The 20,658-nt window shown below is 64.1% G+C and carries 20 protein-coding genes; 12 read left to right on the forward strand and 8 right to left on the reverse strand.

Annotation, left to right across the window (positions count from 1 at the left end):
• Positions 1-8 precede the first annotated feature (8 nt).
• The gene (locus FHS09_RS14700; protein ID WP_343057494.1) at positions 9-479 is read right to left on the reverse strand and encodes a copper chaperone PCu(A)C; all 471 of its coding nucleotides are present in this window, start codon (positions 477-479) and stop codon (positions 9-11) included.
• Positions 476-1,213: an N-acetylglucosaminyltransferase gene (locus FHS09_RS14705; protein ID WP_183461231.1), complete on the reverse strand. Its 738-nt coding sequence runs from the start codon at positions 1,211-1,213 to the stop codon at positions 476-478. The genes FHS09_RS14700 and FHS09_RS14705 overlap by 4 nt, the downstream gene beginning before the upstream one ends.
• A 135-nt stretch (positions 1,214-1,348) precedes the next feature.
• Here FHS09_RS14705 and FHS09_RS14710 point away from each other — a divergent pair, with 135 nt between their 5' ends.
• The 11 genes from FHS09_RS14710 (at position 1,349) to coq7 (ending at position 13,682) form a co-directional block, all read left to right on the forward strand.
• On the forward strand, positions 1,349-3,139 hold the full coding sequence (locus tag FHS09_RS14710; protein ID WP_183461233.1) for a protein-disulfide reductase DsbD family protein: 1,791 nt from the start codon (positions 1,349-1,351) through the stop codon (positions 3,137-3,139).
• Between the two features lie 289 nt (positions 3,140-3,428).
• Entirely contained in the window at positions 3,429-3,872 is a 444-nt protein-coding gene (gene aroQ, locus FHS09_RS14715) for a type II 3-dehydroquinate dehydratase (RefSeq protein ID WP_183461234.1), read from the forward strand.
• A 34-nt stretch (positions 3,873-3,906) separates the two neighbouring features.
• Positions 3,907-4,356: an acetyl-CoA carboxylase biotin carboxyl carrier protein gene (gene accB, locus FHS09_RS14720; RefSeq protein WP_183461236.1), complete on the forward strand. Its 450-nt coding sequence runs from the start codon at positions 3,907-3,909 to the stop codon at positions 4,354-4,356.
• Between the two features lie 15 nt (positions 4,357-4,371).
• Positions 4,372-5,712, forward strand: a complete 1,341-nt coding sequence (accC, locus tag FHS09_RS14725; protein WP_183461238.1) for an acetyl-CoA carboxylase biotin carboxylase subunit — start codon at positions 4,372-4,374, stop codon at positions 5,710-5,712.
• Positions 5,713-6,013: 301 nt separating this feature from the next.
• Positions 6,014-6,895 (forward strand): 50S ribosomal protein L11 methyltransferase, encoded by an 882-nt coding sequence (gene prmA / locus FHS09_RS14730; protein ID WP_183461240.1) that lies wholly within the window; start codon positions 6,014-6,016, stop codon positions 6,893-6,895.
• Between the two features lie 87 nt (positions 6,896-6,982).
• Positions 6,983-8,122 carry a DUF3426 domain-containing protein gene (locus FHS09_RS14735; protein ID WP_183461241.1) on the forward strand — a complete coding sequence of 380 codons (1,140 nt, stop codon included), beginning with the start codon at positions 6,983-6,985 and terminating at the stop codon, positions 8,120-8,122.
• A 246-nt stretch (positions 8,123-8,368) separates the two neighbouring features.
• Positions 8,369-9,367 (forward strand): tRNA dihydrouridine synthase DusB, encoded by a 999-nt coding sequence (dusB, locus tag FHS09_RS14740; RefSeq protein WP_281383155.1) that lies wholly within the window; start codon positions 8,369-8,371, stop codon positions 9,365-9,367.
• The gene (gene fis, locus FHS09_RS14745; RefSeq protein ID WP_183461245.1) at positions 9,364-9,672 is read left to right on the forward strand and encodes a DNA-binding transcriptional regulator Fis; all 309 of its coding nucleotides are present in this window, start codon (positions 9,364-9,366) and stop codon (positions 9,670-9,672) included. The genes dusB and fis overlap by 4 nt, the downstream gene beginning before the upstream one ends.
• A 132-nt stretch (positions 9,673-9,804) precedes the next feature.
• On the forward strand, positions 9,805-11,409 hold the full coding sequence (purH, locus tag FHS09_RS14750) for a bifunctional phosphoribosylaminoimidazolecarboxamide formyltransferase/IMP cyclohydrolase (protein WP_183461247.1): 1,605 nt from the start codon (positions 9,805-9,807) through the stop codon (positions 11,407-11,409).
• Between the two features lie 197 nt (positions 11,410-11,606).
• Positions 11,607-12,908: a phosphoribosylamine--glycine ligase gene (gene purD, locus FHS09_RS14755; RefSeq protein WP_183461249.1), complete on the forward strand. Its 1,302-nt coding sequence runs from the start codon at positions 11,607-11,609 to the stop codon at positions 12,906-12,908.
• Between the two features lie 129 nt (positions 12,909-13,037).
• Positions 13,038-13,682 (forward strand): 2-polyprenyl-3-methyl-6-methoxy-1,4-benzoquinone monooxygenase, encoded by a 645-nt coding sequence (gene coq7, locus FHS09_RS14760; RefSeq protein ID WP_183461251.1) that lies wholly within the window; start codon positions 13,038-13,040, stop codon positions 13,680-13,682.
• Positions 13,683-13,721: 39 nt separating this feature from the next.
• Here coq7 and FHS09_RS14765 read toward each other — a convergent pair whose 3' ends face one another.
• Positions 13,722-14,132 (reverse strand): OsmC family protein, encoded by a 411-nt coding sequence (locus FHS09_RS14765; protein ID WP_183461253.1) that lies wholly within the window; start codon positions 14,130-14,132, stop codon positions 13,722-13,724.
• A 292-nt stretch (positions 14,133-14,424) separates the two neighbouring features.
• Between FHS09_RS14765 and crp the strand changes: the two genes are divergently transcribed.
• Positions 14,425-15,060, forward strand: coding sequence for a cAMP-activated global transcriptional regulator CRP (gene crp, locus FHS09_RS14770; protein ID WP_183461255.1), 636 nt, complete (start codon positions 14,425-14,427; stop codon positions 15,058-15,060).
• Between the two features lie 57 nt (positions 15,061-15,117).
• Here the strand turns inward: crp and trpC are convergent, their stop codons facing one another.
• The 5 genes from trpC to trpE all read right to left on the reverse strand — a co-directional run bounded on the left by trpC (position 15,118) and on the right by trpE (position 20,106).
• A complete protein-coding gene (trpC, locus tag FHS09_RS14775; RefSeq protein ID WP_183461258.1) occupies positions 15,118-15,912 on the reverse strand; it encodes an indole-3-glycerol phosphate synthase TrpC in 795 nt (264 codons plus the stop codon).
• A 37-nt stretch (positions 15,913-15,949) separates the two neighbouring features.
• On the reverse strand, positions 15,950-16,999 hold the full coding sequence (gene trpD, locus FHS09_RS14780) for an anthranilate phosphoribosyltransferase (RefSeq protein WP_183461260.1): 1,050 nt from the start codon (positions 16,997-16,999) through the stop codon (positions 15,950-15,952).
• A 185-nt stretch (positions 17,000-17,184) separates the two neighbouring features.
• Positions 17,185-17,763, reverse strand: coding sequence for an anthranilate synthase component II (locus FHS09_RS14785; RefSeq protein WP_183461262.1), 579 nt, complete (start codon positions 17,761-17,763; stop codon positions 17,185-17,187).
• The gene (locus FHS09_RS14790; protein ID WP_183461264.1) at positions 17,760-18,608 is read right to left on the reverse strand and encodes an ion transporter; all 849 of its coding nucleotides are present in this window, start codon (positions 18,606-18,608) and stop codon (positions 17,760-17,762) included. The genes FHS09_RS14785 and FHS09_RS14790 overlap by 4 nt, the downstream gene beginning before the upstream one ends.
• Positions 18,595-20,106: an anthranilate synthase component I gene (trpE, locus tag FHS09_RS14795; protein WP_183461266.1), complete on the reverse strand. Its 1,512-nt coding sequence runs from the start codon at positions 20,104-20,106 to the stop codon at positions 18,595-18,597. Before trpE ends, FHS09_RS14790 begins: the two co-directional genes overlap by 14 nt.
• Positions 20,107-20,658: the final 552 nt, after the last annotated feature.

A 20,658-nucleotide genomic window follows, 5' to 3' on the forward strand; every position in this document is an offset into this window, starting at 1 on the left:
AGTGAAAATTATCCGTGGTGGTGGCGATGGGAGTCGGCAGTGGGCCGCAGCTTGCGCACCGACACCGAAATCTCGATCACCTGGCCGTCGGCAAAACGGAGCCGCAGCGGCAACTGGTCGCCGGCGCGCAGCCGCACCCCGTGCAGCATCAAGTGCACGCCCCCAGGCGCCATGCGCAGGCTGCCGCCCGCGGGCACTTCCAGCAGTTCCAGAGGGCGCATTCGGCTGACGCCGCCCTCCTCGACGGTGGTGTGCAGGTCGGCGGAGGCCTGGGCCCGGCCCGGCAGTTCCACCGCGAGCAGGCGTCGCGTCGCCGTACTGTGATTGTGCAGCGCCAGGTAAGCCGCACTCATTTCCACACCGGGCGGCGTCTCGCGGGCATAGCCCTCGACCTGCAGCGGAGCCTTCCGTCCCTCCTCTGCGCAGGAGACGGCGGCCAGCAACAGGGTAGCCAGCAGGAGCGCGGCGGTCCGGTTCACTGCCCCCCCTCCCGCGCCGGCTGTGTCAGCAGCAGTTGGGGCGAAGCACCCAGTTTGATATCCCCTCGCACCCGGTACCCGGGCACCGCCTCGCGCAGCTGCTGGTAGACCCAGCGGCCCTCGGCGTCGTTGCGGGCGACGATAATCACCCGCAGCTCCTCGCGGCGAATGCGCAGCGCAGTATTGCGCAGCAGTTCAACTATCGCGTCGGAGCGGGCCGCCAGTTGCGCCGCGGGCAGGGGCACTGACTCCCCCTCAGGCAGGTTTACACTGGCGCGACTGCGCTCGCGGGCCAGTTGTGCGCGTACTTCCGCAGTCAACGGGTTGCCCGGGGCCAGCTCTTCAGCGCGGTTCAGGAAACTGTTCACCTCACCGAAGGCGCGCCGGCGCAGGGCATCGCGGGCGCTCGCCACCAGTTCCAGCACGATGCTCTGGATGCCGCTGGCGGCGCGGGTGTTGCCCGGGTCCAGTTGCCGCACTCTCAGGTAGTGATCGAAGGCGCTGGCTCCTGCGGGCTCGGTGAGGAACCCCTTCCGCTCCGCCTCCTCGGCGCGCTGCAGGAAGTAATTCACCGCCCGCTGGCGGATCTCCTCCGGCGACGGCCCCCGCGGCTCCACCGGCTGAGGTTGCGGCGCCGGCTGGGGTTGCGGCGGGGCACTGCCGCCGCAACCGGCCAGCCACAACAGGCACGCCAGCACAAGACCACCGCTGCGGAAGATATTCGCCGACGACAAGACCTTGCCCCTCCACTGTTGTTATGTTGCTCGCTATACTGCCGGCACGGCGGCCTTCAGCGGGCCAGAATGAACCCCAGCCGGGCCCGGGCAGTCGAACCTGTACGCACCCGACTATAATGAATTTTTATTCCCATGGCTGTGAAGACCGGCAGTTTCCACAAAAATTTCCTCGGCGCACTGGCTGTACTGATTTTTTTTCTCGGCAGCGGCGCGACCGCGCAACCGCAGCCCCCTTTCTCCGGCCAGTCGCCGGGGGCCTCGCAGGACGCCGAGTTCCTGCCGGTGGACGAGGCCTACCAACAGGACTTCCTGTTTTCGGGGCAGGGAACCAGCGCCATCTTCCAAATAGCCCCCGGCTACTATCTTTACCGCGACAAACTGGCCCTGTACCGGATCGACGGCAATCAAAAGACGCCCCTGCCGCTGACCCTGCCGGAGGGCGAAGTTATCTGGGACGATTACTTCGAGAAGGAAACCGAAGTCTACCGGATACAGTTGGAAGTGCCGCTGGCGCTACCGCGGACAGACAACCCGCTACAGTTGGAAGTGCACTACCAGGGCTGTGCCGACGCCGGTCTCTGCTATCCACCCCAGGTGCGCCATTTCTCCCTCGACCCCGCCACCGGCACCGCCGAACCGGTATCCGCCCCGGGGATCGGGGGCGGTGCCAGCCCGCCCCCGACAACCGGGAGCAGTTCCAGCCTGGCCCTCCCGATAGCGTTGCTGTTGGCGTTTGCCGGCGGCCTGCTGCTGAACCTGATGCCCTGCGTCTTTCCGGTGCTCTCCATCAAACTGCTGGCGATCGCCCAACTGCCCGGTGGGCGGCAGCGGCACGGCTGGTCCTACAGCGCCGGGGTGGTATTGAGCTTCGTGCTGATCGCGGCATTGATGCTGGCCCTGCGGGCCGGCGGCCAGGCGGTGGGCTGGGGCTTCCAGTTGCAGTCCCCGGCGCTGATCGCGGCACTGGCATACCTGTTTTTCGCCATGGGCCTCGGTCTGTCCGGGGTGGCGGAATTGGGCGGGCGGCTGATGGGGCTGGGCAGCAGCCTAGGCACCGCCAAGGGCCTGGGTGGCTCCTTCGCCAGCGGTGTGCTGGCCACGGTGGTGGCGAGCCCCTGCACCGCTCCGCTGATGGGCTCGGCGCTCGGTTTCGCGGTAACCCAGCCCGCCGCGGTGGCGCTGTCGGTGTTCGCCGCCCTGGGCGCGGGGATGGCGGCGCCCTTCCTGCTGCTCACCTATATCCCGGCGCTGACGGACCGGCTGCCGCGCCCCGGCCCCTGGATGGACAAACTGAAACAGCTGCTGGCCTTCCCCATGTATCTCACCGCGGTGTGGCTGCTCTGGGTACTGGGCCGGCAGACCGGCAGCGACGGCGTGGCCCTGGTACTGGCGGGGGGTGTGGGCATCGCCTTCGCCCTGTGGCTGTGGCCGCGCCCGGACTGGCACTGGGGCAGGGGCGCGGTGGCGATAACCGCACTGGCTGCCGCAGTCCTGCTGCTGCCGCGGCTACCCGACGGCGGCGGGACTCCCAAGACCGCCGGCTACTGGCAGGCCTACTCCCCGGAGCGGCTGGAGAGCGCCCGCGCCGAGGGCCGCCCGGTGCTCGCCAATATGACCGCGGCCTGGTGCATCACCTGCCTGGCCAACGACAAGATGGTGCTGGCCAGCGATACCATCTCCGGTGCGGTGCAGGAACTGGGCGTGGTCGCGCTCAAGGGCGACTGGACCAACCAGGACCCGCAGATCAGCGAGCTGCTGGCCCGCTACGGGCGCACCAGCGTGCCCCTCTACCTCCTCTACCCCGCCGGTGGTGGCGAGGCCAAGATACTGCCCCAGGTACTCACCCGCGATGGGCTGCTGGCGGAACTCCGTGCGGCCGCGGGAGCAGCAGGTAACGGAAAACAGGAAACCGTGTCGAGATAAACGCGATGCGTCCCCCTGCCGCCCGAACGCTTCCCAAAACAGCCTTTGTAGCCAACTTCCCGGGCAATCGGGCCACCCCTCCAGCGGTTTTGCGGGGATTTTCAAGGAAACTTCGCCGAACTGCGGCTAACTTCAATAAACTGTGCGCCAGGCATGGACAGAGGGTCACTTTTGCGGCACACTCGCCGCGGCACTCGGGATTTCTCACTGGAAATCCGAGTTTATCGGCAAGATAGCCAATTTTCGTTTGATTTTTGTCACCTTTCGCGCTTTTTCTGCAGGGCAACCTATGGCAAATCTCCTTCTGTTGCACGGCCCCAACCTTAACCTGCTCGGCACCCGCGAGCCGCAGATCTACGGTGCCACCACCCTGGCACAGATCGACAGTGATGCCCTCGCCCAGTGCGCCGCCGCCGGCCACCAGTTGGAAACCCTGCAGAGCAACAGTGAAGCGGAACTGATCGGGCGAATCCAGGCAGCCGCCGGGAAAGTGGACTTTATCGTGATCAATCCCGCCGCCTTCACCCACACCAGCGTGGCACTGCGCGACGCACTGGCGGCGGTGGGCATCCCCTTTGTCGAGGTGCATCTGTCCAACCCCCACGCGCGTGAGGAATTCCGCCGCCACTCCTATTTTTCCGACCTGGCCCGGGGGGTGGTGTGCGGCTTCGGCGCGCTCAGCTACACCCTGGCAATCCAGGCGGCCATACAACACATTGAACAACCCCAATAACTAACGGTATTCAACCAGAACTGCGAGAGAAACTATGGATATCCGCAAGATAAAAAAACTGATTGAGCTGCTCGAGGAATCGGATATCGGCGAGCTGGAGATCAAGGAAGGCGAGGAATCCGTGCGCATCAGCCGCGGCTCCGCCCACCTGGCGGCCCCGGCAGCGTTCGCGCCGGTAGCGCCACCCCCCGCGGCTGCTCCCGCACCGGCACCCGCGGCGGCGGAACCGGAAAGCGTGCCCGCACTGAGCGGCCACCAGGTCAAATCCCCCATGGTGGGCACCTTCTACGCCGCCTCCAGTCCCGGCGCCGAGCCGTTCGTCAAGGAGGGTCAGCAGGTCAAGGTCGGCGACGTGATCTGTATCGTCGAGGCGATGAAAATGATGAATCAGATAGAGGCAGACAAGGCCGGTACCATCGAGGCCGTTCTGGTGGAGGACGGCCAGCCGGTGGAGTTCGACCAGCCGCTCGTGACCATCGTCTGAGCGGGGTGAAACAGCATGTTTGACAAAGTACTGATCGCCAACCGAGGCGAAATCGCGCTGCGCATACTGCGCGCCTGCAAGGAGATGGGCATCTCCACCGTGGCGGTGCACTCCCAGGTGGACCGCGACCTGAAGCATGTGCGTCTGGCGGACGAGGCGGTGTGCATCGGCCCCAACCCCTCGCCGCAGAGCTACCTAAACATCCCCGCGATAGTCTCCGCGATGGAGATCACCGACGCGGTGGCAGTGCACCCGGGCTACGGCTTCCTGGCAGAGAACGCCAACTTCGCCGAACAGGTGCAGAAGAGCGGCTTCACCTTTATCGGCCCGGACCCGGACGTGATCCGCCTGATGGGCGACAAGGTCTCCGCCATCGCCGCGATGAAAAAGGCCGGCGTACCCACGGTGCCTGGCTCCGACGGCCCGCTCCCCGCCAACGGCGAGCGCTGCCTGGAGATAGCCCGCAACATCGGCTACCCGGTGATCATCAAGGCCGCCGCCGGCGGCGGCGGGCGCGGCATGCGGGTGGTGCACACTGAAGCGGCACTGCTGAACGCCATCTCGGTAACCAGATCGGAGGCCGGAGCGGCCTTCGGCGACAGTACCGTATACATGGAGAAATTCCTGCAGAACCCACGCCATGTGGAAATCCAGGTGATGTCCGACGGCCAGGGCAACGCCATACACCTGGGCGATCGCGATTGCTCGCTGCAGCGGCGACACCAGAAAGTGCTGGAGGAGGCCCCCGCGCCGGGCATTCCCGACGAAGTGCGCGCGCAGGTGCAGCAGGCCTGTGTGCAGGCCTGTATCGACATCGGTTACCGCGGCGCCGGCACCTTCGAATTCCTCTACGAGAACGAGCGCTTCTTCTTTATCGAGATGAACACCCGCATCCAGGTGGAGCACCCGGTGACCGAGATGGTCACCGGCGTGGACCTGATCAAAGAGCAGATCCGCGTGTGCGCAGGCGAGAAGCTGTCGTTGCGGCAGGAGGATATCCAGATCCGCGGCCACGCCTTCGAGTGCCGGATCAACGCCGAGGACCCTAAGACCTTCTTCCCCTGCCCCGGCAAGGTGAGCAACTTCCACGCCCCCGGCGGCCTGGGCGTGCGGGTGGACTCGCACCTCTACTCCGGCTACACCGTGCCCGCCAACTACGATTCGATGATCGCCAAAGTCATCACCCATGGCGAAGACCGCGAGACGGCGCTGGCGCGCATGCGCGTGGCCCTCTCCGAACTGATCGTCGACGGCATCAAGACCAATATCCCGCTGCAGGAAGACCTGGTGCGCGACAGCGCTTTTGCCGAGGGCGGGGTGAATATTCACTACCTCGAGAAGAAGCTGGGGCTTTAGCCTGGGAACGCGGAGCTCCAGCTCCGCTTGCGGGCCGCAGGCCCGCCCAGAAGCGGAGCTGAAGCTTCGTAAGCAGAGTCCACGGCGGTCCTACTGCCGGGGCAGTTTGCGGGACACGGGCTGGGCGCCCCCCTTAATCCATCCCTGGAGGCTTGTCCGCGAGGTCCCTCTCGCAGACACTCCCGCAAACTGCCCCCGACAGCAGGACCTTCGCATTTGGCTTATGTATTCTTCCTCATCCTGTCGCGGCCATGGGCCGCTCCTACAATTTGTTCATTGATTACTGGTACCTGACACCCCAATGCCCTGGCTACAACTCCGCATAGACACCAGCCGCGAACAGGCGGAAAAAATCGAGGACGCGCTGCTGTTTGCCGGCGCTGCCTCCGTCACCCTGCAGGACAACGCCGACCAGCCGATTCTTGAGCCCGGTCTGGGGGAGACTCCGCTGTGGGACAACACTCGCATCACTGGCCTGTTCGACGCCGCCGTGGACACCGCGGTCACCGAGGCCAAAGCCGCCTCCTTCCTCTGCGAACCACTGCCCAATGCCCGCTGGGAGCAGTTGGAAGACAAGGACTGGGAGCGGGAGTGGATGAGCCACTACAAGCCCATCCAATGCGCCGACAACCTGTGGATCTGCCCCAGCTGGTGCGAACCGCCACAGACGGAGGCGGTCAACCTGCTGCTGGACCCGGGCCTCGCTTTCGGCACCGGCACCCACCCCACCACCTTCCTGTGCCTGCAGTGGCTGGCCGCGGAGCCGCTGGCGGGGAGGGCTGCAATCGATTTCGGCTGCGGTTCCGGCATCCTCGGCATCGCCGCGCTGCTGCTGGGAGCGGAGCGCGCCATGGGCACCGACATCGATCCCCAGGCGCTGCTCGCCAGCCGCGACAACGCCGAGCGCAACGGCATAGATCCGGGGCGCTTCCCGGTCTACCTGCCGGACCAGCTGCCGCGGGAACCGGCGGATATCCTGCTGGCCAACATTCTCGCCGGCCCCCTGGTGGAGCTGGCGCCACAACTGGTGGAACTGACCAGGACCGGCGGTCGCCTGTGTCTGTCCGGCGTGCTCGCCACCCAGGCGGAAGCGGTGAAAGCCGCCTATCGCCAGTGGGTGGACTTCGACGAAGATGGGCAGCGGGAGGAATGGGTGCGTCTCAGCGGCACCCGTGTTCGCTAGCACCCACTCACCCCTGGAAGCCCGCCCTTGCCCAAGGTATCGATGGCCGCCTAAACTTGGCGGCCGAACAAAAACTGCCGAAACCGAATGTCGCAACTGGTTACCCGCTGCCCCCACTGCAGCACCTCTTTCCATGTCAACGAACAGCAGCTGCGCGCCGCCCGCGGCGCTGTGCGCTGTGGTTCCTGCCTGCAGGTTTTCCGCGCCGACGAGAATATCGTCTTCACCGAGAGTGACCCCGGCACGGGCCGGGACCTGGAGGCACTGCTGGAAGACGACGACTTCCTGATTCACGACGATATCGACCTGGATGACGAGGTGGAGCCGCCCACCGTACCCGCGACCGGGCCGGAGCCCGAAGCGAAACGGGAGGAAAAGCGGGACAGCCCCTTGATCGACGAGGCCTTCGGCGACAGCCAGTGGCAGGAACTGGAATCCGGCGCGGAGCCCGACGTCGATGAAGATGAAGATGAAGACGATCACAGCGACCCGACAGCTGGCCTGACCGACGATCCCTGGGCCGACGAATCTCCCGAGCGACCGCAGAGGCGCGAACCCACATTCTCCGCCCGCTGGGATGAAGACCTCCCCACAGACGAGCCTTTCCGGCGCCCACAGCGGACCGGGCAGCACGCGAAAACCGCTCGCAGCAGCGAAATCCCGGACTTCTCCGTGACTCCCGAGCGCGAGCGGCTGATCTCCGGCATTGAACCAGCGCCCCTCGAAGTCAGTTGGAGGCCGGCTCGCGACCGCCGCCTTCCCAATTGGGTCTGGACGCTGCTGGCCCTGTTGCTGTGTGCCGCCCTCGCCGCCCAACTGGCCTATTTTCGTTTCGACAGCCTGAGCAGGCAGGAGCCCTGGCGCGGCCTCTACGCCGCAGCCTGCCCTCTCCTCGGTTGCCAGTTGCCGGCGCTGGTGGACCCGCGCGCAATCCGCACCTCCAACTTGGTGGTGCGCAGCCACTCCCAAACCCAGGGCGCACTGGTGGTGGACGCGGTACTGCTCAACACGGCGTCCTTCGCGCAGCCCTTCCCCGGCCTGCTGCTCTCCTTCACCGACCTCAAGAACAGGCCGGTGGCCAGCCGCCGCTTCACTCCCCGGGAATACCTGCAGGGAGAACTGGCCGGGCGCAAACAGATGCCGCCGGGAAGCCCGGTACATATCGCCATCGAGATCGTCGACCCGGGCAGCGAGGCGGTGAACTACGAGTTGCACATCGCCCCCTGAGCTTCTTCACTGACCAAAAAACGGCGTCTAAAACAGCAAAAACTGCGCAAACCTCAAGCTAAACGTGTAGTTTGCGACCAATTTGCGCGCTTTTTCGCTTTTCCAACACCTGGGCAGCGGCTATCATAGGCGGCTCTTTGTTCCGGGGCCGAAGGTCCCGTTTATTGGAGCGGAAGGTCCGATATAGGGCTGGGGTTCCTTAATTAGGGGCTGAAGGCTCCCTTTGACACCCGAGTGGAGCAAGGTTTGCCCAGCGATATCGCCATAGGCCCCTACGTTATCGGCGCGCCGGTAATCCTGGCACCCATGGCCGGGGTGACCGACCGCCCCTTCCGGCAGCTGTGCCGGCGCCTGGGGGCCGGGCTGGTGGTGTCGGAGATGGTCACGGCGGATACGCGCCTGTGGAACAGCCGCAAATCCCGCTTGCGCCTGGACCATCGCGGCGAAGCGGCACAAGTGTCGGTGCAGATCGCCGGCGGCGACCCGCAGATGATGGCTGAGGCAGCGCGGCAGAACGTGCGGCGCGGCGCCCAGATCATCGACATCAATATGGGCTGCCCGGCCAAGAAGGTGTGCAAAAAAGCGGCGGGATCGGCCCTGCTGCGGGATGAAAAACTGGTGGCGGACATTCTGGAAGCCGTGGTCCGGTCCGTCTCAGTACCAGTGACCCTGAAGATCCGCACCGGCTGGTGCACCGATTCGCGCAACGGCGTCACCGTGGCCAGAATGGCCGAGGATATCGGCATCTCGGCCCTGGCGGTACACGGGCGCACCCGCGCCTGCGGCTACCACGGTCAGGCCGAATTCGATACCATTGCCGAGATTGTATCCAAGGTTGGAATTCCGGTTTTCGCCAATGGCGACATCACCGGTGCGGAGCGGGCCCGCGAGGTGCTCGACTACACCGGTGCCGCTGCAGTCATGATTGGCCGTGCAGCACAGGGACGGCCATGGATATTTCGGGAGATAGCCCACTACCTCGCCACCGGCGAGCGGCTGCCCGAGCCCTCACTGGAAGAAGTCAGGGATATTTTGCTCGCCCACCTGGGCGAATTGCACCGTTTCTACGGTGAAGTGATGGGGGTCCGTATCGCTCGCAAGCATGTGGGCTGGTACCTGAAGACACTCGCGGGGAGCGAGTCCTTCCGCAAGACCTTTTTCCAACTGGAAAGCGCAGAAGCACAACATGCCAGCGTTCAAACCTGGTTTGAACGCCGAATAACGAGAGGGGCACAAGCGGCATGAATAACGAAGCACTTATTCCGGATACCGGCAGCGATGAGGTATCCAGCGGGGGGCAGACACAGCTGGCGGAGCCGCAGCAACAGTCTCTGCGCGACGCTGTGGAGCAGGCGATGGAGAACTATTTTCGCCACCTGGACGGGCAGATGGTCACCGACGTCTACGACATGGTGCTGTCCGAGATAGAGGCGCCGATGCTGGAAGTGGTGATGAAGTACACCCGCCACAACCAGACCCGCGCCGCCCAACTGCTGGGCCTGAACCGCGGCACCCTGCGCAAGAAACTGAAGCGCTACGGGTTGCTCTAGTTCGGGAAACAAAAAACAGAGAACAGACGACAGAGGCCGCGCGGAGCGCGGCCTTTCATTTTAGGGGCGCATCCGCCGCGGGCCCCGAACCTAGCCAAATACCACCCAACTCCAAATCCGAACGGAACTCCAATGAGCGATCAAAAATCCATTCGCCGCGCGCTGGTCAGCGTGTCGGACAAGACCGGAATCGTCGACTTTGCCCGCCAACTGGCCGATATGGGCGTGGAAATCCTCTCCACCGGCGGCACCTTCCGCCAACTGCAGGAAGCCGGTATCCCGGTCACCGAGGTCTCCGATTACACCGGTTTTCCCGAGATGATGGACGGCCGGGTCAAAACCCTGCACCCCAAAGTCCACGGCGGCATCCTCGGCCGTCGCGGCACCGACGATGCGGTCATGGACGAGCACGACATCCGGCCTATCGATATGGTGGTGGTCAACCTCTATCCCTTCGCACAGACGGTCGCGAAACCCGACTGCACCCTCGCGGATGCCATCGAGAATATCGATATCGGCGGCCCCACCATGGTGCGCGCGGCGGCCAAGAACCACAAAGACGTGGCGATCGTGGTCAATGCCGGCGACTACGACAGCATCATCTCCGAGATGCGCTCCAACAACGGCGCCCTGAGCCAGGCCAGCCGCTTCGACCTGGCGGTGAAAGCCTTCGAACATACCGCCGGTTACGACGGCGCTATCGCCAATTACCTGGGTACCGTCACGGGAGCGACCGAAGACAGCGGCAGGCAGACCTTCCCCCGCACCTTCAACAGCCAGTTCATCAAAAAACTGGACCTGCGCTACGGCGAAAACCCGCACCAGCGCTCCGCCTTCTATGCGGAGACCGACCCGGTCGAGGCCTGCATCGCCACCGCCGAACAGCTGCAGGGCAAGGAGCTCTCCTACAACAATATCGCCGACACCGACGCCGCGCTGGAGTGCGTGAAATCGTTCAACGAGCCGGCCTGCGTGATCGTCAAGCACGCCAACCCCTGCGGCGTGTCCATCGCTGCCAATATCGGCGAAGCCTACGAACTGGCCTACGCCACCGACAGTGAATCGGCATTTGGCGGCATTATCGCCTTCAACCGCGAGTTGGACGGTGCCACCGCGAAAGCCATCGTCGAACGTCAGTTCGTCGAAGTGATCATCGCACCTTCAGTCAGCAAAGAGGCCAGGGCCGCGGTGGCGGAGAAGAAGAATGTGCGTCTGCTGGCGTGCGGCCAGTGGGGGAGCGCCTGCGGCCAACTTGGAGAGCAGCGGGTACCCGCGCTGGACTACAAGCGGGTCAACGGCGGCCTGCTGGTGCAGGACCGCGACGATGGTTTCGTCGCCGAGTCCGACCTCAGGATAGTCAGCAAACGCCGGCCCAGCGAAGAGGAGATCCGCGACCTGCTGTTCACCTGGAAGGTCGCCAAGTGCGTCAAGTCCAACGCCATCGTCTACGGTAAGGACGGCCGCACCATCGGCGTAGGCGCCGGCCAGATGAGCCGGGTCAACTCCGCGCGCATCGCCGCAATTAAAGCGGAGCATGCGGGACTGGAGGTGAAGGGCTCAGTGATGGCTTCCGACGCCTTCTTCCCCTTCCGCGACGGTATCGACAACGCCGCCGCCGCGGGCATCCGCGCGGTGATCCAGCCCGGTGGCTCCATGCGCGACGAGGAGGTGATCGCCGCCGCGGACGAGCACGATATGGCGATGGTGTTTACCGGGATGCGGCACTTCCGCCACTAGACACCCGGGACAAATCGGCAGGATTGCCGGTTTGGACAGCTTTTAGCTGGCTGCAGGCCGAGCGCCAGGGATGGCGCGAGTCACCGCGGAGCTCCAGCTCCGCTTGCGGGCCACAGGCTCGCCCTTCGGGGCCCGACTACCGGTAACACCTCTCTGCTAAACTAGCCCACCAATCGAAAGGCACGGGGAACAAAAGGATGAATATACTGATAATCGGCGCCGGCGGCCGCGAGCACGCCCTGGCCTGGAAAGCGGCGCAAAACCCCGCCGTCGACACCGTCTTCGTAGCGCCCGGCAACGCCGGCACTGCGCGCGAGCCCAAGCTGCAGAACGTCGCCATCGGCGTGGACAACTTTTCCGCGCTGGCCGAATTCGCCGAGGACAAGGGCGTGGAGCTGACCATCGTCGGCCCCGAGGCACCTTTGGTGGACGGTATCGTCGACTTCTTCAACGGCCGCGGCCTGGCCATCTTCGGCCCGGGCAAAGACGCCGCGCAGCTGGAGGGCTCCAAGGCCTTCACCAAGGACTTCCTGGAACGCCACCAGATCCCAACCGCCGCCTATCGCAACTTTACCGAGATAGAGCCGGCCATCGAGTACATCCGCGAGCAGGGCGCCCCCATCGTGGTCAAGGCGGACGGCCTGGCCGCGGGCAAGGGGGTGATCGTTGCCGAAACCGAGAAGCAGGCGGAACTGGCAGTGCGCGAGATGCTCTCCGGCAACGCCTTCGGCGAGGCTGGCTGCCGGGTGGTGATCGAGGAGTTCCTCACCGGTGAGGAAGCCAGTTTTATCGTGATGGTGGACGGCGAGCACATACTGCCCATGGCCACCAGCCAGGACCACAAGCGGGTGGGCGACCGCGACACCGGCCCCAACACCGGCGGCATGGGCGCCTACTCCCCCGCGCCGGTGGTGACCGACACCGTGCACCAGCGCATCATGAAAGAGGTTATCGAACCCACGGTCCGGGGCCTCGCCGAGGAGGACATGCCCTACACCGGTTTCCTCTACGCCGGGCTGATGATCGACGCGGACGACACCCCCAAGGTGATCGAGTACAACTGCCGCTTCGGCGACCCTGAGACGCAGCCCATCATGATGCGCCTCAAATCCGACCTGGTGGAGCTCTGCCAGGCGGCACTGGACAAACGCCTGGATCAAGTTACCGCCGAGTGGGACCCGCGCCCGGCCCTGGGCGTGGTGCTGGCGGCCGGCGGTTATCCCGGCAGCTACCGCAGGGGCGATGCCATCAGCGGCCTGGAACGGGCCGACGGCGAGAACGCCAAGGTCTTCCACGCCGGCACCGCCCTGGACGGCGAGCGGGTGGTCACCAGCGGTGGCCGTGTGCTCTGCGCCACCGCCCTAGGGGATACCGTGGCCGAGGCTCAGGCCAACGCCTACGCCGCTGCCCGCGCCATCTACTGGGACGGGGTCTTCTACCGCAAGGATATCGGCTATCGTGCAATAGCGCGGGAAGAGGCCGTGGCCAGCGAGCAGTAAATCTCCCTTCTCCCTGTAGGAGCGGCCGCTGGCCGCGATCAGTTTTAACTACGAAGCCAGATCGATCGCGGCCAGGGACCGCTCCCGGCCGGACCGCTCCTACGAAGTACGACACTGGAATGGCAAAAAATGAGTGAACGCAAACTGACCGGCCTCGATCGCCTGCTGCTACAGGCGGACCGCGCCCTGCGCACCCTGAGCCCCGGTGCCCCGGCCCACGGGCGCACGTCGCCGGCCAGAACCGAGGAGGAGGCAGAACTGACGGAGGCGGAGCGCAAGCATGCCGCCGGGCTGATGCGGGTGAACCACAGCGGCGAAGTCTGCGCCCAGGCGCTGTATCAGGGCCAAGCGCTGACTGCCAGACTGCCGGAAGTGCGCGGCGAGATGGAGCGGGCCGCAGACGAGGAGATTGACCACTTGGCCTGGTGCGAACTGCGGCTCCGCGAGCTGGACAGCCGGCCCAGCCTGCTGAATCCCCTCTGGTACGGCCTGTCCTTCGGGCTCGGCGCCGCCGCCGGCAAGGTGAGCGACCGGGTCAGCCTGGGCTTTGTCGCCGCCACCGAGGAACGGGTGTGCGACCACCTGCAGAGTCACCTGAGCCGCCTGCCGGAGGGGGACCGAAAGAGCCGCGCGGTGGTGGAACAGATGCTAGTCGATGAGGAAAAACACGGGCACACGGCCCTGGCCGCCGGCGGTGCCCGCTTCCCGGCACCGGTCAAAGGGCTGATGTCGCTGGTGTCGAAGGTGATGACTTCGGCCAGCTACAGGGTTTAAAATGCGGAATGATGGATGCGGAATAAAGCCGCCCATTCATCATTCCGCATTCTCGACCCGGTAGCTGTGCACTATCTCCACGCCAGCGTTCCTGAGCATAATCGACGCCGAGCAGTATTTGTCCGCCGACAACTCCACCGCCCGCGCCACCTGGGTTTCCTTCAGGTTCCTGCCGCGCACCACGAACTCCATTTCGATACGGGTAAAGGGCGACGGGGTCGCATCGGGGCGCTCGCCCACCAGTTCGCAATGACAGGACTGAATATCCTGGCGGGCTTTCTGCAGTATGGAGACCACGTCGTAGGAGGCGCAACCGCCTACCCCCAGCAGTATCATCTCCATGGGACGTATGCCGTTGTTCTTGCGCCCGCCCTCCATCACCACCGAATTGCCGCTGCCGGCCTCGCCGACAAAAGTCACGTCATCCACCCAGGTCACTCTGGCCTGCATCGCTGTACTCCTTCAAATTTCCGCGGCCGCAGAGCTTAGGGCCTGTCAACACCAGTTTCAATGGCCAGCCAATGAATATAGCGTTGACAGGCCCTTGCACGTCACACTCCCGGTGTCGATGATTTCCGGTATAGTGGGAGAGGTGCCGGTTGCCAGCATCCGGCACAGCCGCTATAAGGGCAGTTGGCAAAGGGAAGGTGCCGCAGATCACACTGCGGGAGTTTCCCGGCCGGGCCCCCTGTCAGGAGCAGGTTTTTAGCGCCATAATCCGAAAAAAATAAGGAGTAGATCCGTGACGGTTGCTACCGAAGAGAACATCGCTATCGGCAATATCGAAGACTTCCTTGCCCACTGCCACCGGCGACGCTACCCCGCCAAGAGCACAATCATCTACGCGGGCGACCGCTGCGAATCACTTTACTTTATTATGCGCGGCTCGGTGACCGTGCTAATCGAGGACGACGAGGGCCGCGAGATGATCGTGGCCTACCTGAACGACGGCGACTTCTTTGGCGAGATGGGTCTGTTCGATCAGGACACCCGCAGCGCCTGGGTACGCACCAAGACCGAGTGCGAGGTGGCGGAAATCTCCTACAGCAAGTTCCAGGAGCTCAGCCGCCAGCATCCGGAATTCCTTTTCGCACTGGCCACCCAGATGGCCGTGCGCCTGCGCAACACCACCCGCAAGGTGGGCGATCTGGCCTTCCTGGACGTGACCGGACGCGTGGCGCGCACCCTGCTCGACCTGTGCAACGAGCCGGATGCCATGACCCATCCGGAGGGCATGCAGATCAAGATCACCCGCCAGGAGATCGGCCGTATCGTGGGCTGCTCGCGGGAGATGGTCGGGCGGGTACTGAAAACCCTGGAGGAGCAGGGGCTGGTGTCGGTGAAGGGCAAGACGATGGTGGTCTACGGTACCAGATGACAGAAAACAGAGGTCAGAATTTGGCGATTCTGACCTCTGATCTCTGGCTTCTGTCCACTAGTTAAACATCTCCATCAACTTACGCCCCGGCTCCGCCTCGCGCATAAACGCCTCCCCCACCAGAAACACATTCACATCGTGCCCGCGCATGGCCGCCACGTCGTCGGTGGTGTGGATGCCGCTCTCGGTCACCACGATACGGTCGTCCGGAATCAGGTCCAGCAGTTTGAAGGTAGTTTCCAACTGCACGTCGAAGGTGTGCAGGTTGCGGTTGTTGATGCCGATCAGACGATTGGGCAGCGCCAGAGCGCGCTCCAGCTCCGCGCGGTTGTGTACCTCCACCAGCACGTCCAGCCCCAGTTCCCGGGCCAGTTCGTTGAGATCTCGCATCTGCCCGTCTTCCAGGCAAGCGGCGATCAGCAGTATGCAGTCGGCGCCGATGGCCCGGGCCTCATATACCTGATAGGGGTCCACGGTAAAGTCCTTGCGCAGCACCGGCAGACGTACCGCCCCCCTCGCCTGCTGCAGGTAGGCGTCCGAGCCCTGGAAGAAATCCACATCGGTGAGCACCGACAGGCAGGCGGCTCCACCCTTCTCGTAGCTGGTGGCGATCTCCGCGGGAATAAAATCCGCGCGGATCACCCCCTTACTGGGAGAGGCCTTTTTTATCTCCGCGATCACCGCCGCCTCGCCCGCCTTCAGTTTGTTCTCGATCGCGGTGACAAAACCCCGGGCCGGGGGCTGATCAAGCGCCCGAACCTGTATCTCCTCCAGCGGGCACTGCTGTTTGCGTTGCGCCACCTCCGCCCATTTGCGCTCGACAATGGTCTTTAAAATCGTGGGCGTACTCAAGGCTGTATCTCCTTTGCGCTCATGGCTGTATATGCGTTCATGGCTGTATTTCTTCCGGCCGGAAGGCGCCGGTAAAGGCCGCCAGGTCCGCAATCTTCTCTCCCGCCAGGCCGCTGTGGATAGCGTCCTGCGCCATGGCAACGCCCTGTTCCGGGCTGTCCGCCACACCGCTCACATAGATCGCCAGGCCGGCGTTGAGGGCGATAATATCCGCAGCTTTCTGCGCTACCTCGCTCTCGCATTTGCCCAGCGCCTCTCCGATCAGCGCCAGGGATTCCCCAGCACCGGAAACGCAGAGGCCCTCCAGGCTGCGGCGCACCATACCGAAATCTTCCGGGCGAATCACCCGCTCGTGCAGTTCGCCGTCTTTCAGCTCCACCCCATAGGTATCCGCCGCCAGGCTGGCTTCGTCCAGGCCGTCCTCGCTGTGAAGCACCAGCACGTGTTCGGACCCCAGGGTCTGCAGCACCTCCGCGAGCATCCGGCAATAGGACTTGTCGTAGACGCCGATCACCTGGCGCTTGACGCCCGCCGGGTTGGTCAGCGGGCCGAGCAGGTTGAAGATGGTGCGCATGCCCAGCGCCTTGCGCGCCGGGCCCACATGGCGCACGGCACTGTGGTAGCTGGGGGCAAACATAAAGCCGACGCCGATGGTCTCGACGCAACGGGCCACCTGTTCCGGGGTCAGTTCGAGAAAAATGCCCGCGCGCTCGAGCAGGTCTGCGGCGCCGCTGCTGGAGGACACAGAGCGGTTGCCGTGCTTGGCCACCCGCGCGCCGGCGGCGGCGGCGACAAAGCTGGCGGCACTGGAGACGTTGAAAAGGTTGGCGCCGTCGCCGCCGGTGCCGACGATATCGACGGCATTGGTCAGATCCAGTTCCACCTTCTTCGCCAGCTCGCGCATCACCTCCACGGCGCCGGCGATCTCGTCGACGGTTTCGCCGCGGATGCGCAGTGCCACCAACAGCGCACCTATCTGTGCATCCTCCGCCTCGCCGCGCATGATCTGGCCCATGGCCTCGCGCATTTCCGCGCGGGTGAGGTGTTCGCCGTCCACCAGTTTGGCGATGGCCTGTTGAATATTCATTATCTTTCTCCCCAAGACTCGAATAAGACTGGAAGCGGGACGCGAAGGCCCTCATGCTGGGGGCTGTTTGCGGGACCTTCTGCGGCCATGGATGGCCGCGGAGAGCGTACAGGGACGTATTCACAGCGTGTCCCGCAAACAGCCCCCGGCATCAGGGCCGCCACGATGTATCCCACGGTCACCCGTCAGGATTCCAGAAAATTCCTCAGCATATCGTGACCGTGCTGGGTGAGGATGGATTCCGGGTGGAACTGCACCCCCTCCACCGCCAGTTCCCGGTGGCGCAGGCCCATGATCTCATCGATTTCGCCGTCTTCGGTTTCCGTCCAGGCGGTGATCTCCAGGCACTCCGGCAGGCTGCCCTTTTCCACCACCAGCGAGTGGTAGCGGGTGGCCTCGAACGGATTGGACAGCCCGTGGAATACCCCCAGGTTGTTGTGCACGATTTGCGAGGTCTTGCCGTGCATTACCTGGCCCGCGCGCACCACCCGACCGCCGAACACCTGGCCGATGCTCTGGTGGCCGAGACAGATACCCAGGATCGGGACCTGCCCGGCAAAGCGGCGAACGGTGTCCATGGAGATACCCGCCTCATTGGGCGTACAGGGACCGGGGGAGATCACGATTTTCTCCGGAGCCATGTCATCGATATCCGCCACAGAAATTTCGTCGTTGCGTACAACCACCACCTCTGCGCCCAATTCGGCCAGGTACTGCACCACGTTCCAGGTGAAGGAGTCGTAGTTGTCGATCATCAGAATCATTGTGCGGCTCCTCTCTCGGATTTTTCCATACGCCTTTGCAGGCGCGCCAACGCCTCTTGCGTCGCGCGCAGCTCGCGCAGGATTTCGGTCTGGCTGGGGGGCAGCTGCAGTTCATCCAGGCGGCGCAGCTTGGCCTCCTCCAGGTTGTTGAGCACCACGCCGATAAACAGGTTGATCATCACAAAGGCACCCATCACCACGAAGCTGATGAAGTAGACCCAGGCCCAGGGCATGCTCTCCATGGCGGTATACATGATGTCGGTCCAGTCCTCGAAAGTGACGATGCGGAACAGGCTCAGCAACGCGATGGGCAGGCTGCGCCAGTGGGTGGGATCGATCTCATGGAACAAAAAATACCCGGCCACTGCGTAGATATAGAAAATAATGCTCATCAGCAGCGCAATGTGGAACATACTCGGCAGGCTTTTCAGCAGGGTATCCACCAGCAGGCGCAGTTCCGGGAAGGCGGACACCAAGCGCAACACGCGCAGCACTCGAACCAGACGCGCCAGTGTGGCCAGCGGCCCCGCGGCGGGGATCAGGCTGAGAGCGACGACAGTGAAATCGAAGCAGTTCCAGCCGCTGGCGAAGTAGCGCCAGGGGCGGCTGCCGTGGGCGGCCATCTTTATCGCCGCCTCGGCGATAAAAGCGGCGAGAATCAGCCGGTTGACGCCGTGCAGCAAGCCGCCGAAGCGCTCGGTCACCCATGGAAAAGTCTCCAGGCCCACGGCCACGCCGTTGAGCAGGATCAGGCCGATTATGAATTGATTGAACAGGGGCGCCGCCACCAGGCGTCCGCACTGTTCAGCCAGAGACGGGCTCTGCGCAATCCTAACTTCGTTCATTGCTGGCAATCTTCTCTGCGTCACTGCTACTGGACAACGCTATTGCCGCGGCGCGGAACAGCGCGCGGGCCTTGTTCATGGTTTCGTCCCACTCGGCCTGCGGGTCCGAGTCCGCCACCAGGCCGGCGCCGGCCTGGATAAACAACTGACCATCCTTGATGACTGCAGTTCTGATCGCGATGGCGGTATCCATATTGCCGTTCCACGCCAGGTAGCCCACGGCGCCGCCGTAGATACCGCGCTTTTCCGGCTCCAGTTCATCAATGATCTCCATCGCGCGGATCTTCGGTGCCCCCGAGAGAGTACCCGCGGGCAGCGCCGCGCGCAGGGCGTCGATGGCGGTGAGTCCGGATTTCAGCCTGCCGGTCACATTGGAGGTGATGTGCATGACGTGGGAATAGCGCTCCACTACCATCTTCTCAGTAACCTGCACACTGCCGGTCTCCACCACCCGGCCCACATCGTTGCGGCCCAGATCGATCAGCATCAGGTGTTCCGCCAGTTCCTTGGGGTCTGCCAGCAGCTCCCGCTCCAGCGCCGCGTCCTCCTCTTCGCTGGTACCTCGGCGGCGGGTGCCGGCCAGCGGCCGCACCGTCATATCCCCCTCCTCCAGGTGCACCAGGATCTCCGGGCTGGAGCCCACCACCTGATGGTCGCCCAGGTCGAGGAAGTACATGTAGGGGGAGGGATTGAGGCTGCGCAGGGCGCGGTAAAGGTTGAGAGGCGGAGCGTCGAAGGGCACCGACAACCGCTGGGACGGCACCACCTGCATCACGTCACCGGCGAGTATGTATTCCTTCACCCGCTCCACGCCCCGCTTAAAGGCGGCTTCGCCGAAATGGGACTTGAAGGCGGACTCGTCGATGGCATTGCCGTCCAGGTCCAGGGGCACGGTATTCGGCAGCGGCTGTGCCAGTCTGCCCACCAGCTCGTCCAGACGCCGCTGGGCGCGGCCATAGGAGTCCTCTTTCGTTGGGTCCCCATGTACGATAAAGATCACCGCGCCGGCCAGGTTGTCGAACACCACCAGTTCGTCGCTGACCATCAGCAGGATATCCGGGTTGCCCAGCGTGTCCGGTGGCGCACTGTGGGCCAGGCGGGATTCGATATAGCGCACGCAGTCGTAACCGAAATAGCCCACCAGGCCGCCGTTGAAGCGCGGCAGGCCCGGGAGTTCCGGTACCCGGTAGCGGCGTTGGAACTCCTCGACGAAAGCCAGCGGATCGGCGGATTCGCACTGCTCCATCACGTCGCCGTCACGCTCCACGGTGACTGCATTCCCGCGAACACGGAGAAGGGTGCGCGCGGGCAGCCCGATAATGGAGTAGCGGCCCCACTTCTCGCCCCCTTGCACCGATTCCAGCAGGTAGCTGTAGCGGCCGCTGGCCAGTTTCAGGTAGGTGGAGAGTGGCGTTTCGATATCCGCCAGCACGCGGCGCACCAGCGGTATGCGGTTGTATCCCGCGGACGCAAGTTGGGCGTATTCACTTGGGGTCATGGTGACTCCGGCTAGGTTTTGAAACTGAGAGTTTCAGGGAATTCGGTTGGTGGGCGACAATACCCCGATAAAGGAGACTTGCCCACGGAGTGGCCGGACGGTATCGGGTACCGGCTCTGGCCTCATCAGCGGATCAGTGGCGCCATCGCCAGCTGGTGTTGTGGGGGGCCCAGTTGTTGCAGGCGTTGTGAGTCACGGGTATTCCCTCGTTGCAGGCGGCCAAGTTTACAAATCCATTGGCAAGGGGGCAACTCCCCTTGCGCCGGGAAAATGACTGAATTAGATGCAATGGTCCCGATGCCGGCGCTCTTTGTGGGTTGTCCGCGAGAGGGCTCCGTGCTCCATCGAAGCACTTCAACGACAAATTAGTCCGGAACAAACAAATTTGCACAACCGAAGGCTGCCCGCGAAGCGGGTGGGCGCAGGGATGGGCCTCGCGGCCGCTGCCATCGCGCGCCCTGAAAAGGAACAAAGTAATCGTTGCCGCGGCGGGCAACGAAGGACCGGCCGCCCCGCCGCTCTATCCGGCTGGCTATAAGGAATCGGCTCGAG

The organism is Microbulbifer rhizosphaerae, assembly GCF_014191725.1.
GTDB classification, from domain to species: domain Bacteria; phylum Pseudomonadota; class Gammaproteobacteria; order Pseudomonadales; family Cellvibrionaceae; genus Microbulbifer; species Microbulbifer rhizosphaerae.